We start from the raw sequence: 13209 nt of genomic DNA on the forward strand, positions 1-13209 counted from the left end.
ATCAGACCGCCCTCATCAGCAGGGTCGCGGCGACCAGCAGTGCCGCACCGCCGAACATCGAGACCGCGTAGGAGCGAGCGAAGCCGTTCTGCAGCCGGCGCATCCGCCCGGACAGGCCGCCGACCGAGGCCGCCGTGCCGTTGACGACTCCGTCGACCAGGGTGTGGTCGACGTAGACCAGGGACCGCGTGAGGTGCTCGCCGCCGCGGACCAGGACGACGTGGTTGAAGTCGTCCTGGAGCAGGTCCCGCCGGGCGGCCCGGGTGAGCAGCGAGCCGCGCGGCGCGACGGCCGGGACCGGCTTGCGGCCGTACTGGGCCCAGGCGATGGCCACGCCGACGATCAGACACACCATCGTCGCGCCGGTGACCGTCCACGCGCTGAGCGGCGAGTTGCCCTCGCTGTGCCCGGTGACCGGCTCCAGCCAGTGCAGGAAGCGGTCGCCGATGCTGAAGAACGCGCCGCCCAGGACCGAGCCGACGGCCAGCACGATCATCGGGATCGTCATGGCCCTGGGAGACTCGTGCGGGTGCGGCTCGTTGCCGTTCTCGTCGGCCTGCCAGCGCTTCTCGCCGAAGAACGTCATCAGCATCACGCGCGTCATGTAGAACGCCGTGATGGCCGCGCCCAGCAGCGCCGCGCCGCCGAGGATCCAGCCCTCGGCGCCGCCCTTGGCGAAGGCCGCCTCGATGATCTTGTCCTTGGAGAAGAAGCCGGACAGGCCCGGGAAGCCGATGATGGCGAGGTAGCCGAGGCCGAAGGTGATGAAGGTGACCGGCATGTACGCGCGCAGCCCGCCGTACTTGCGCATGTCCACCTCGTCGTTCATGCCGTGCATGACCGAACCGGCACCGAGGAACAGCCCGGCCTTGAAGAAGCCGTGCGTCACCAGGTGCATGATCGCGAAGACGTAGCCGATGGGGCCGAGGCCCGCGGCCAGCACCATGTAGCCGATCTGCGACATGGTCGAGCCGGCCAGCGCCTTCTTGATGTCGTCCTTCGCGCAACCGACGATCGCACCGAACAGCAGCGTGACCGCGCCGACGACGGTGACCACCAGCTGCGCGTCGGGCGCCGCGTTGAAGATCGCCGCGGAGCGGACGATGAGGTAGACGCCCGCCGTCACCATGGTCGCGGCGTGGATGAGGGCCGAGACCGGGGTCGGGCCCTCCATCGCGTCCCCGAGCCAGGACTGCAGCGGCACCTGGGCGGACTTGCCGCACGCGGCGAGCAGCAGCATCAGCGCGATGGCGGTGAGCTTGCCCTCGGTGGCGCCGCCCACGAGACCGGGTTCGGCGTGGGTGCCGAGCAGCGGGCCGAAGGCGAAGGTCCCGAACGTCGCGAACATCAGCATGATCGCGATGGACAGGCCCATGTCGCCGACCCGGTTGACCAGGAAGGCCTTCTTCGCCGCGGTCGCCGCGCTGGGCTTGTGCTGCCAGAAGCCGATCAGCAGGTACGAGGCGAGACCGACGCCCTCCCAGCCGACGTACAGCAGCAGGTAGTTGTCGGCGAGGACGAGCACCAGCATCGCCGCGAGGAACAGGTTGAGGTAGCCGAAGAAGCGGCGGCGCCGCTCGTCGTGCTCCATGTACGCGACCGAGTACAGGTGGATCAGCGAGCCGACGCCGGTGATCAGCAGGACGAACGTCATCGACAGCTGGTCGAGACGGAACGTGACGTCCGCCTGGAAGCCGGACACCGGGATCCAGCTGAACAGGTGCTGGGTCAGGGTCCGTTGGTCGGCACTTCTGCCGAGCAGGTCGGCGAAGAGGACCAGGCCGATCACGAAGGAGACGGCCGCGAGCAGGGTGCCGAGCCAGCGGCCGACGGCGTCGAGCCGACGGCCGCCGACCAGGAGGACGGCCGCTCCGAGCAGGGGCGCCGCGATCAGCAGCGCAATCAGGTTCTCCACGATTCTTCCGACCCCTTACAGCTTCATCAGGCTGGCGTCGTCGACCGAGGCCGAGTGACGGGAACGGAACACCGACACGATGATCGCGAGCCCGACCACGACCTCCGCCGCGGCGACGACCATCGTGAAGAACGCGATGATCTGGCCGTCGAGGTTGCCGTGCATCCGCGAGAAGGTGACGAGCGCGAGGTTGCAGGCGTTCAGCATCAACTCGATGCACATGAAGACCACGATGGCGTTGCGCCGGATCAGCACGCCGGTGGCGCCGATCGTGAACAGCAAGGCGGCGAGATAGAGGTAGTTCACAGGGTTCACTTCGACGCCTCCTCGGGCCGCTTGAAGGCCGTCGGCTCGATCGCGGTGCGCTCCAGGCGTTCCGCGGCGCGCTGCTCCAGGGCCTTGAGGTCGTTGAGTGCCTCGGCCGAGACGTCACGGATCTGCCCGCGCTCGCGCAGCGTCTTGCTGACGGTGAGCTCGGACGGGGTGCCGTCGGGCAGCAGCCCGGCGATGTCCACGGCGTTGTGCCGGGCGTAGACGCCGGGCGCCGGCAGCGGCGGTACGTGCCGTCCCTCGCGCACGCGCTGCTCGGCCAGCTCGCGCTGGGTCCTGGCCCGCTCGGTGCGCTCGCGGTGGGTGAGCACCATGGCGCCGACGGTGGCCGTGATCAGCAGCACGCCGGTGAGTTCGAAGGCGAAGACGTAGCGGGTGAAGAGGAGGGAGGCCAGGCCCTCCACGTTGCCGCCCGCGTTGGCCTTGCCGGTGCCGTTGAACTCCTTCAGGGAGGCGTTGGCGATGCCCGCGATCAGCAGGATGCCGAAGCCGAGCCCGCACAGCAGGGCCAGCCAGCGCTGGCCCTTGATGGTCTCCTTCAGGGAGTCCGCCGCGGTCACGCCGACGAGCATCACCACGAACAGGAACAGCATCATGATCGCGCCGGTGTAGACGACGATCTGCACGATGCCCAGGAAGTAGGCGCCGTTGGTGAGGTAGAAGATCGCCAGGACGATCATGGTGGCGGCCAGGCACAGCGCGCTGTGCACGGCCCTCTTCATGAAGACGGTGCACAGGGCGCCGATCACCGCGACGGTGCCGAGCACCCAGAACTGGAAGGCCTCTCCGGTGGAGGTGGAGTAGGCGGCGAGCTGCGCGCTCATGCGTCAGCCCCCTGTTCTTCCGCCCCGCCCGAAGGGCCTGCCATCTCACCCTGTTCGCCCTTGGAGACGGCGACCTGGCGCACCGTGCCGGGCGCGGCCTCCGTCACCAGGCCCCGGTAGTAGTCCTGCTCGTCCGTCCCCGGGTAGATGGCGTGCGGTGTGTCGACCATGCCCTCTTCGAGACCGGCGAGCAGCTGCTCCTTGGTGTAGATGAGGTTGGCGCGGCTGGAGTCGGCCAGTTCGAACTCGTTGGTCATCGTCAGCGCGCGCGTGGGGCACGCCTCGATGCACAGGCCGCACAGGATGCAGCGGGCGTAGTTGATCTGGTAGACGCGGCCGTACCGCTCGCCCGGCGAGTAACGCTCCTCGTCGGTGTTGTCGGCGCCCTCCACGTAGATGGCGTCGGCGGGGCAGGCCCAGGCGCACAGCTCGCAGCCGACGCACTTCTCCAGGCCGTCCGGATGGCGGTTGAGCTGGTGCCGTCCGTGGAAGCGCGGAGCCGTGGTCTTCTGCTGCTCCGGGTACTGCTCGGTCAGCCGCTTCTTGAACATGGCCTTGAAGGTCACGCCGAAGCCGGCGACGGGGTTCAGGAAACCGGGTTTGGTCTCCTTGGGCTCCTCAGCCATCGGACGCCTCCTTTCCATCCAGAGGTCCGTCACTGGCAGTGTCCGACCCGCCACTGACAATCAACTCCCGCTCGCGGCGCGAGCGGCGCCGCGGCACCGGCGGCAGCTCCTGCCCCGGCAGCGGCGGTACGGGGAATCCGCCGGCCATCGCGTCGAAGGCGGCCGGCTCGGCCTCGGGCTGCTCGGCGGTCTTCGTCCGCTGACGGAACATGTCGGCGACGAAGGACAGGACCAGCACCGTCAGTACGGCACCGACGACATAGAGGGCGATGTCGGCGAAGCCGTAGTTCTCGTTGCGCAGGACCCGGACGGTCGCGACGAGCATCAGCCAGACCACGGAGACCGGGATGAGGACCTTCCAGCCGAGCTTCATCAGCTGGTCGTAGCGGACCCGCGGGAGCGTGCCGCGCAGCCAGATGAAGAAGAACAGCAGCAGCTGGACCTTGATCACGAACCAGAGCAGCGGCCACCAGCCGTGGTTGGCGCCCTCCCAGAAGGTGCTGATCGGCCAGGGGGCCCGCCAGCCGCCCAGGAAGAGCGTGGTCGACACCGCGGAGACCGTCACCATGTTCACGTACTCGGCGAGCATGAACATCGCGAACTTGATCGACGAGTACTCGGTGTTGAAGCCGCCGACCAGGTCGCCCTCGGACTCCGGCATGTCGAACGGCGCGCGGTTGGTCTCCCCGACCATCGTGACGATGTAGAGGATGAAGGAGACCGGCAGCAGCAGGATGTACCAGCGGTCGTGCTGCTGCTCGACGATCGTCGACGTCGACATCGAGCCCGAGTACAGGAAGACCGAGGCGAACGCGGCCCCCATGGCGATCTCGTAGGAGATCATCTGCGCGCAGGACCGCAGTCCGCCCAGGAGCGGGTAGGTCGATCCAGAGCTCCAGCCCGCCAGCACGATGCCGTAGATGCCGACGGAGGCGACCGCGAGGATGTAGAGCATCGCGATCGGCAGGTCGGTCAGTTGCATCGCGGTGCGGTGGCCGAAGATCGAGATCTCGTTGTTCGCCGGTCCGAAGGGGATCACGGCGATCGCCATGAAGGCCGGGATGGCCGCGACGATCGGCGCGAGGACGTAGACCACCTTGTCCGCGCGCTTGACGACGACGTCCTCCTTGAGCATGAGCTTCACGCCGTCGGCGAGCGACTGGAGCATGCCCCAGGGCCCGTTCCGGTTGGGGCCGACGCGCAGCTGCATCCAGGCGACGACCTTGCGCTCCCAGACGATGGAGAACAGCACCGTCACCATCAGGAAGGCGAAGCAGAACACCGCCTTGACGACGACCAGCCACCAGGGATCGGTGCCGAACATCGACAGGTTCTCAGCGGCGAGGTACGGACTCATGCCTCCACCTCCTTGGGGGCCTCGGTCGAGGACGTCGCCGGGCCGATGCGGACGAGGGAGCCGGGCAGCGCCCCGGTGTCGGAGGCGACGCCCCCGCCGACGGAGTTCAGCGGGAGCCACACCACCCGGTCGGGCATCTCGGTGATCTCCAGCGGGAGTTCGACCGTGCCGGCGGGACCGGTCACGGCGAGCACGGCGGAGTCCGCGACGCCCGCCTCGGCGGCCGTTGCGGCCGACACGCGTGCGCGTGCGGCGTGCCGGGTCCCGGCGAGCGCCTCGTCGCCCTCCTGCAGGACACCCTGGTCGAGCAGCAGCCGGTGTCCCGCGAGCAGAGCCTCCCCGGCGGCCGGGCGCGGCGTCGCGCCCGCGCTGTGCACCGGGTCGTCGGCGCGCGGTCCGGTCCAGGCACCCAGCCGGTCCAGCTCCGCGCGCACGGTCCGCAGGTCCGGCAGGCCCAGGTGGACGTCCATGGCGTCGGCCAGCATCTGCAGCACGCGCGCGTCGGTGGGCGACAGGGTGCGCGTCATCTGCTCCGGCTTGAGCGCGGCCTCGAAGAAGCGGACCCTGCCCTCCCAGTTGAGGAAGGTGCCGGCCTTCTCGGCGACGGCGGCGACGGGCAGGACCACGTCCGCGTGTTCCGTGACCTCGCTGGGCCGCAGTTCCAGCGCCACCACGAAACCCGCCTCGGACAGGGCCGCACGCGCGCGTGCCGGATCGGGCAGGTCGGCGACCTCCACTCCGGCGACGAGCAGGGCCTGGAGCTGGCCCGCGACCACGGCCTCGACGATCTGCCCGGTGTCGCGGCCGTAGCGGTGCGGGAGTTCGGCGACGCCCCAGAGCGCGGCGACCTCCTCCCGCGCACGCGGGTCGGTGGCCGGGCGCCCGCCCGGCAGCAGCGACGGCAGCGCGCCGGCCTCGACGGCACCGCGCTCACCGGCCCGGCGCGGGATCCACACCAGCTGTGCGCCGGTCGCGGCGGCGGCCCGTACGGCGGCGGTCGGGCCGCCGGCCACTCCGGCGAGCCGCTCGCCGACGACGATGACCGAGCCCTCGGCCCGCAGGGCCTCGGCGGCCCGGGTGCCGTCGTCCTCCAGTCCGACGCCGCCCGCCAGCGCGTCCAGCCACTCGTTCTCGGTGCCCGGCGCGGCCGGCAGCAAGGTGCCGCCCGCCTTCTCCAGGCCCCGCGTGGCGTGCGTGGCCAGCGCGAACACCTTCTGCCCGTGCTTGCGCCAGGCCTTGCGCAGCCGGAGGAAGACGCCGGGTGCCTCCTCCTCGGACTCGAATCCGACGAGCAGCACGGCGGGCGCCTTCTCCAGCGCGGTGTACGTGACACCGCTGCCGTCGAGGTCCCGGCCGCGGCCGGCGATCCGGGAGGCGAGGAAGTCGGCCTCCTCGGCGCTGTGCACGCGCGCGCGGAAGTCGATGTCGTTGGTGTCCAGCGCCACGCGCGCGAACTTGCTGTAGGCGTAGGCGTCCTCGACGGTGAGCCGGCCGCCGGTGAGGACACCGGTCCGCCCGCGGGAGGCGAGCAGGCCCTGGGCCGCGATCTCCAGTGCCTCCGGCCAGGACGCCGGCACCAGCTCGCCCTCGGGGTTGCGCACCAGGGGCGTGGTCAGCCGGTCCTTCATCTGCGCGTACCGGAACGCGAAGCGCCCCTTGTCGCAGATCCACTCCTCGTTGACCTCGGGGTCGTCGGCGGCGAGCCGCCGCATGACCTTGCCGCGCCGGTGGTCGGTGCGGGTGGCGCAGCCGCCCGCACAGTGCTCGCACACCGACGGCGAGGAGACGAGGTCGAAGGGGCGGGAGCGGAACCGGTAGGCGGCCGAGGTGAGCGCGCCGACCGGGCAGATCTGGATGGTGTTGCCGGAGAAGTACGACTCGAAGGGGTCGCCCTCGCCGGTGCCGACCTGCTGCAGTGCGCCCCGCTCGATCAGGTCGATCATCGGGTCGCCGGCGATCTGGTTGGAGAACCGGGTGCAGCGGGCGCACAGCACGCACCGCTCGCGGTCGAGCAGCACCTGCGTGGAGAGCGGGACGGGCTTCTCGTACGTCCGCTTCTTCCCGTCGAAGCGGGACTCGGCGTTGCCGTGCGACATGGCCTGGTTCTGCAGCGGGCACTCGCCGCCCTTGTCGCAGACCGGGCAGTCCAGCGGGTGGTTGATGAGCAGCAGCTCCATCACACCCTTCTGGGCCTTCTCGGCGACCGGCGAGGTGAGCTGGGTCCTGACGACCATCCCGTCCGTGCAGGTGATCGTGCAGGAGGCCATCGGCTTGCGCTGGCCCTCGACCTCGACGATGCACTGGCGGCAGGCGCCGGCCGGGTCGAGGAGGGGGTGGTCGCAGAACCGGGGGATCTCGATGCCGAGCTCTTCGGCGGCCCGGATGACCAGGGTGCCCTTGGGCACGCTGATCTCGGCCCCGTCGATCGTCAGCGTCACGAGATCTTCCGGCGGGACCGCCGCCTCTCCCCCGCCCGCGGGAGCGTTGGTGGTCACGGTCATGGGTTCACCTCCGTGCGATCGGCCCAGGCCGTGGACTTGGCCGGGTCGAAGGGGCAGCCCCGGCCCGTGATGTGCTGCTCGTACTCCTCGCGGAAGAACTTCAGGGAGGAGAAGATCGGGGAGGCGGCACCGTCACCGAGGGCGCAGAAGGACTTGCCGTTGATGTTGTCGGCGATGTCGTTCAGCTTGTCGAGGTCGGACATGACGCCCTTGCCGGCCTCGATGTCCCGCATCAACTGCACCAGCCAGTACGTTCCTTCACGGCACGGCGTGCACTTGCCGCAGGACTCGTGGGCGTAGAACTCGGTCCACCGGGTCACCGCCCGCACCACACAGGTCGTCTCGTCGAAGCACTGGAGGGCCTTGGTGCCGAGCATCGAGCCCGCGGCGCCCACGCCCTCGTAGTCGAGCGGCACGTCGAGGTGCTCGTCGGTGAACATCGGCGTCGAGGAGCCGCCCGGCGTCCAGAACTTCAGCCGGTGCCCGGGGCGCATGCCGCCGCTCATGTCGAGCAGCTGACGCAGCGTGATGCCGAGCGGGGCCTCGTACTGGCCGGGGTTGGCGACATGGCCGCTGAGCGAGTACAGCGTGAAGCCGGGTGACTTCTCGCTGCCCATCGACCGGAACCAGTCCTTGCCGTTGTGCAGGATCGCGGGAACCGACGCGATGGACTCGACGTTGTTCACCACAGTCGGGCACGCGTAGAGGCCCGCGACGGCGGGGAAGGGAGGACGCAGCCGCGGTTGACCACGGCGGCCTTCGAGCGAGTCCAGCAGCGCGGTCTCCTCACCGCAGATGTACGCGCCGGCGCCGGCGTGCACGGTGAGGTCGAGGTCGAGGCCGCTGCCCAGGATGTTCTCGCCGAGGTAGCCGGCCGCGTAGGCCTCGCGCACGGCCTCGTGCAACCGCCGCAGTACGGGGACGACTTCACCCCGCAGATAGATGAAGGCATGCGACGACCTGATGGCGTAGCACGCGATGACGATGCCCTCGATGAGGCTGTGCGGGTTCGCGAAGAGGAGCGGGATGTCCTTGCAGGTCCCGGGCTCCGATTCGTCGGCGTTGACAACAAGATAGTGCGGCTTGCCATCGCCCTGGGGAATGAACTGCCACTTCATTCCCGTGGGGAACCCCGCGCCGCCGCGGCCGCGCAGACCGGAGTCCTTGACGTACGCGATCACGTCGTCCGGCGACATGGCGAGCGCCTTGCGGAGTCCCTCGTACCCCTCGTGCCTCCGGTACACGTCCAGCGTCCAGGACCTGTCCTCGTCCCAGAAGGCCGACAGCACGGGTACGAGCAGCTTCTCGGGGCTGCTCTCGTCGATTTCCGGTGCCAAGGTCATCCCTCCCCCTCCTCTCCGACGTCTCCGACGGGTCCCTGCGGATGGGACGGATCGGAGGCCGATGTGGCCTGCGGCGCGTCGTGCGAGCTCAGGTGCTCGGCCGGCGACGGCTGGTGCACGGCCGCGTCCTGCGGTCCGCCGTCGCGCGGGTGGACCACGCGCGCGGGTGCGGCCTCCCCCTTGGCCAGGCGGAGGCCCACCAGCGAGGCGGGTCCCGCGCTGCCGCCGGCCTCCGTCGCCCCTTCGCGCTCGTCGGGGAAGCCCGCCAGGATCCGGGCGGTCTCCTTGAACGTGCACAGGGGCGCGCCGCGCGTGGGCGTCACCGGCCGTCCCGCGCGCAGGTCGTCGACCAGGCGCTTGACGCTCGCCGGGTTCTGGTTGTCGAAGAACTCCCAGTTGACCATCACGACCGGCGCGTAGTCGCAGGCCGCGTTGCACTCGATGTGCTCCAGCGTGACCTTGCCGTCGTCGGTGGTCTCGCCGTTGCCGACGCCGAGGTGCTCCTGGAGGGCCTCGAAGATGGCGTCGCCGCCCATCACGGCACACAGGGTGTTGGTGCAGACGCCCACCTGGTAGTCACCGGACGGCTTGCGCCGGTACATGGTGTAGAAGGTGGCGACCGCGGTGACCTCGGCCGTGGTCAGGCCGAGCACGTCCGCGCAGAACCGCATTCCGGTGCGCGTGACGTGGCCCTCCTCCGACTGCACCAGGTGCAGCAGCGGAAGGAGAGCGGACCGGGAGTCCGGGTAGCGGGCGATGATCTCGCGCGCGTCCCGCTCGAGCCGGGTGCGGACGTCGTCCGGGTAGTCGGGCGCGGGCAGTTCGGGCATGCCCAGGCTGACGCCCTGCTCCGAAGAACTGGTGGTCACCGGTCGACGCCTCCCATCACGGGGTCGATGGACGCGACGGCGACGATGACGTCGGCGACCTGGCCGCCCTCGCACATCGCCGCCATCGCCTGAAGGTTGGTGAAGGACGGGTCCCGGAAGTGGACCCGGTACGGGCGGGTGCCGCCGTCGGAAACGACGTGCACCCCGAGTTCGCCCTTGGGCGACTCGACCGCCGCGTACGCCTGTCCCGGCGGGACGCGGAAGCCCTCGGTGACCAGCTTGAAGTGGTGGATCAGGGCCTCCATGGAGGTGCCCATGATCTTCTTGATGTGGTCGAGGGAGTTGCCGAGTCCGTCCGGTCCCAGGGCGAGCTGCGCGGGCCAGGCGATCTTCTTGTCGGCGACCATGACCGGGCCCGGCTCCAGCCGGTCCAGGCACTGCTCGACGATCCTGAGCGACTGGCGCATCTCCTCCAGGCGGATCAGGAAGCGGCCGTAGGAGTCGCAGGTGTCGGCGGTCGGGATGTCGAAGTCGTACGTCTCGTAGCCGCAGTAGGGCTGCGTCTTGCGCAGGTCGTGCGGCAGGCCGGTGGAGCGCAGGATCGGGCCGGTGGCGCCGAGGGCCATGCAGCCGGCCAGGTCGAGGTAGCCGACGTCCTGCATACGGGCCTTGAAGATGGGGTTCCCGGTGGCGAGCTTGTCGTACTCCGGGAGGTTCTTCGTCATCTTCTTCACGAACTCGCGGATCTGGTCCACCGCACCGGGCGGCAGGTCCTGGGCGAGTCCGCCGGGCCGGATGTACGCGTGGTTCATCCGCAGGCCCGTGATGAGCTCGTAGAGGTCGAGAATCATTTCACGATCACGGAATCCGTAGATCATGATCGTGGTGGCGCCCAGTTCCATGCCGCCGGTGGCGATGCACACCAGGTGGGAGGAGAGCCGGTTCAGCTCCATCAGGAGCACCCGGATGATCTTGGCGCGCTCGGTGATCTGGTCCTCGATGCCGAGGAGTTTCTCGACGGCGAGGCAGTAGGCGGTCTCGTTGAAGAAGGACGTCAGGTAATCCATGCGCGTGACGAAGGTGGTGCCCTGCGTCCACGTGCGGTATTCGAGGTTCTTCTCGATGCCGGTGTGCAGATAGCCGATGCCGCAGCGGGCCTCGGTGACCGTCTCGCCGTCGATCTCCAGGATCAGCCGGAGCACGCCGTGGGTGGACGGGTGCTGGGGGCCCATGTTGACGACGATGCGCTCGTCGTCGGCGCGGGCCGCGGACCGGGCGACCTCGTCCCAGTCGCCACCGGTGACCGTGTAGACCGTGCCCTCGGTGGTCTCGCGCGCGGAGGCCGACGACGGGGTGTGCGTGCTCATGAGTACGACCTCCGCTGGTCCGGAGCCGGGATCTGGGCGCCCTTGTACTCGACGGGGATGCCGCCGAGGGGGTAGTCCTTGCGCTGCGGATGGCCCTGCCAGTCGTCCGGCATCATGATCCGCGTCAGGGCCGGGTGGCCGTCGAAGACGATCCCGAAGAAGTCGTACGTCTCGCGCTCGTGCCAGTCGTTGGTCGGGTAGACGGGGACCAGCGACGGGATGTGCGGGTCGGCGTCGGGGGCGCTGACCTCCAGGCGGACCAGCCGGTTGTGGGTGATCGAGCGCAGGTGGTACACGGCGTGCAGCTCGCGGCCCTTGTCGTGCGGGTAGTGGACACCGCTGACTCCGGTGCACAGCTCGAAGCGCAGGGCGGGGTCGTCGCGCAGGGTGCGGGCGACGCGCACCAGGTGCTCGCGTTCGATGTGGAAGGTCAGTTCGCCGCGGTCGACGACCGTCTTCTCGATCGCGTTCTCCGGGAGGAGGCCCTGCTCCTCCAACGCGCCCTCGAGTTCGTCGGCGATCTCGTCGAAGCATCCGCCCGGGCCGCCGTAGGGACGGCTCGCCGGTCCCGGGAGCCGGACCGAGCGGACCAGGCCGCCGTATCCGGAGGTGTCGCCGCCGTTGTTGGCGCCGAACATGCCGCGCTGGACGCGGATCTCCTCACCGCCCTGGCCACGCTGGCCGGGGAGGTTGTCGGCGGACAGGTCCTTCTCGGGGTTCACCCCGTTCGCGGACCCGTTGACGTCCTTGCCGTGTCCGTCGCTCATCGCAGCAGCCCCTTCATCTCGATCGTGGGCAGGGCCTTGAGCGCGGCCTCCTCCGCCTCGCGGGCGGCCTCCTCGGCGTTCACGCCGAGCTTGGTGGACTGGATCTTCTGGTGCAGCTTGAGGATCGCGTCCATCAGCATCTCGGGCCGCGGCGGACAGCCCGGCAGGTAGATGTCGACCGGGACGATGTGGTCGACGCCCTGGACGATCGCGTAGTTGTTGAACATGCCGCCCGAGGAGGCGCACACGCCCATCGAGATCACCCACTTGGGGTTGGGCATCTGGTCGTAGACCTGCCGGAGGACCGGCGCCATCTTCTGGCTGACCCGGCCGGCCACGATCATCAGGTCCGCCTGACGGGGCGAACCGCGGAAGACCTCCATGCCGAAGCGCGCCAGGTCGTAGCGGCCTGCGCCGGTGGTCATCATCTCGATCGCGCAGCAGGCGAGGCCGAAGGTGGCCGGAAAGACGGACGCCTTGCGCACCCAGCCCGCGGCCTGCTCGACGGTGGTCAGCAGGAAGCCGCTCGGCAGCTTTTCTTCGAGTCCCATGTCGTTAAAGGCCCCTCAGTCCCATTCCAGGCCGCCGCGCCGCCATACGTACGCGTACGCGACGAAGACGGTGAGCACGAAGAGCAGCATCTCCACGAGCCCGAAAACACCCAGGGCGTCGAAGCTGACGGCCCACGGGTAGAGGAAGACGATCTCGATGTCGAAGACGATGAAGAGCATCGCCGTCAGGTAGTACTTGATGGGAAAGCGCCCGCCGCCGGCCGGCGTGGGGGTCGGCTCGATACCGCACTCGTATGCCTCGAGTTTGGCGCGGTTGTACCGCTTCGGTCCGATCAGCGTGGCCATGACCACGGAGAAGATCGCAAAGCCTGCCCCGAGGGCTCCCAGTACGAGGATGGGCGCATAAGCGTTCACCGCTCCTCGCTCCTCTCAGTCGGCACTGACTGCTGGCGGTCGCTGGGCCCACGGCTGCCTCACCCGTCCCCCTGTTCCCGGCTCGTCCGGCCAAGATCGAGAACATGTGAAGCAGGTCACAAGCCCAACTGCCTCGCATCTTATGCCCGACGCTCTGTGATCTGCGACACGGGGTATTGCATGAGCTTTGTGATCTCCACCACCTGACGAACGATCATCAAGTCGGATGAGCGGTGATCTTCGCACGCGAAGCACCTGTGTGATCACCACTGGTCACATTTTACCTCGTAATTGCAGGTCGGAGGGGGTGTGCACTATCAGATGCCCGGCGCCCGACGCAAAGTGGCGAACAGTGTCAAGACCTTGATATGGGCCTGCTTTTCACACATCAGAGGGACGGCGGCGCGAGATGTGGACGCGTTC

12 protein-coding genes are annotated in these 13209 nt (G+C 69.1%); all 12 read right to left on the minus strand.

The genetic code is table 11. The features are described from left to right. Position 1: 1 nt before the first annotated feature. From nuoL to ABZ818_RS24030, 12 genes are read right to left on the minus strand one after another with little or no spacing between them, the layout of a single operon-like run. Positions 2 to 1915, minus strand: a complete 1914-nt coding sequence (gene nuoL, locus ABZ818_RS23975) for an NADH-quinone oxidoreductase subunit L (RefSeq protein ID WP_361418124.1) — start codon at positions 1913 to 1915, stop codon at positions 2 to 4. A 15-nt stretch (positions 1916 to 1930) separates the two neighbouring features. Then, a complete protein-coding gene (gene nuoK / locus ABZ818_RS23980; protein ID WP_100569676.1) occupies positions 1931 to 2230 on the minus strand; it encodes an NADH-quinone oxidoreductase subunit NuoK in 300 nt (99 codons plus the stop codon). Then, positions 2227 to 3069 (minus strand): NADH-quinone oxidoreductase subunit J, encoded by an 843-nt coding sequence (locus ABZ818_RS23985; protein WP_361418127.1) that lies wholly within the window; start codon positions 3067 to 3069, stop codon positions 2227 to 2229. The genes nuoK and ABZ818_RS23985 overlap by 4 nt, the downstream gene beginning before the upstream one ends. Then, the gene (gene nuoI, locus ABZ818_RS23990) at positions 3066 to 3695 is read right to left on the minus strand and encodes an NADH-quinone oxidoreductase subunit NuoI (RefSeq protein WP_361418130.1); all 630 of its coding nucleotides are present in this window, start codon (positions 3693 to 3695) and stop codon (positions 3066 to 3068) included. The genes ABZ818_RS23985 and nuoI overlap by 4 nt, the downstream gene beginning before the upstream one ends. Beyond that, a complete protein-coding gene (nuoH, locus tag ABZ818_RS23995; protein ID WP_361418133.1) occupies positions 3688 to 5052 on the minus strand; it encodes an NADH-quinone oxidoreductase subunit NuoH in 1365 nt (454 codons plus the stop codon). Before nuoH ends, nuoI begins: the two co-directional genes overlap by 8 nt. Beyond that, entirely contained in the window at positions 5049 to 7553 is a 2505-nt protein-coding gene (locus ABZ818_RS24000) for an NADH-quinone oxidoreductase subunit G (protein WP_361418136.1), read from the minus strand. Before ABZ818_RS24000 ends, nuoH begins: the two co-directional genes overlap by 4 nt. Further along, on the minus strand, positions 7550 to 8896 hold the full coding sequence (gene nuoF, locus ABZ818_RS24005) for an NADH-quinone oxidoreductase subunit NuoF (RefSeq protein WP_361418139.1): 1347 nt from the start codon (positions 8894 to 8896) through the stop codon (positions 7550 to 7552). The genes ABZ818_RS24000 and nuoF overlap by 4 nt, the downstream gene beginning before the upstream one ends. Next, entirely contained in the window at positions 8893 to 9765 is an 873-nt protein-coding gene (gene nuoE / locus ABZ818_RS24010) for an NADH-quinone oxidoreductase subunit NuoE (RefSeq protein WP_361418142.1), read from the minus strand. Before nuoE ends, nuoF begins: the two co-directional genes overlap by 4 nt. Then, entirely contained in the window at positions 9762 to 11093 is a 1332-nt protein-coding gene (locus ABZ818_RS24015) for an NADH-quinone oxidoreductase subunit D (protein ID WP_361418145.1), read from the minus strand. Before ABZ818_RS24015 ends, nuoE begins: the two co-directional genes overlap by 4 nt. Next, positions 11090 to 11860: an NADH-quinone oxidoreductase subunit C gene (locus ABZ818_RS24020; protein ID WP_361418147.1), complete on the minus strand. Its 771-nt coding sequence runs from the start codon at positions 11858 to 11860 to the stop codon at positions 11090 to 11092. Before ABZ818_RS24020 ends, ABZ818_RS24015 begins: the two co-directional genes overlap by 4 nt. Further along, positions 11857 to 12411 (minus strand): NADH-quinone oxidoreductase subunit B, encoded by a 555-nt coding sequence (locus ABZ818_RS24025; RefSeq protein WP_009190037.1) that lies wholly within the window; start codon positions 12409 to 12411, stop codon positions 11857 to 11859. The genes ABZ818_RS24020 and ABZ818_RS24025 overlap by 4 nt, the downstream gene beginning before the upstream one ends. A gap of 15 nt (positions 12412 to 12426) precedes the next feature. Continuing rightward, complete coding sequence (locus ABZ818_RS24030) at positions 12427 to 12786, minus strand: NADH-quinone oxidoreductase subunit A (RefSeq protein WP_100569667.1); 360 nt, start codon at positions 12784 to 12786, stop codon at positions 12427 to 12429. Between the last annotated feature and the right edge of the window lie 423 nt (positions 12787 to 13209).

Origin of the sequence: Streptomyces sp. NPDC047453 (assembly GCF_040643155.1) — a bacterium.
Classification (GTDB): Bacteria; Actinomycetota; Actinomycetes; order Streptomycetales; family Streptomycetaceae; genus Streptomyces.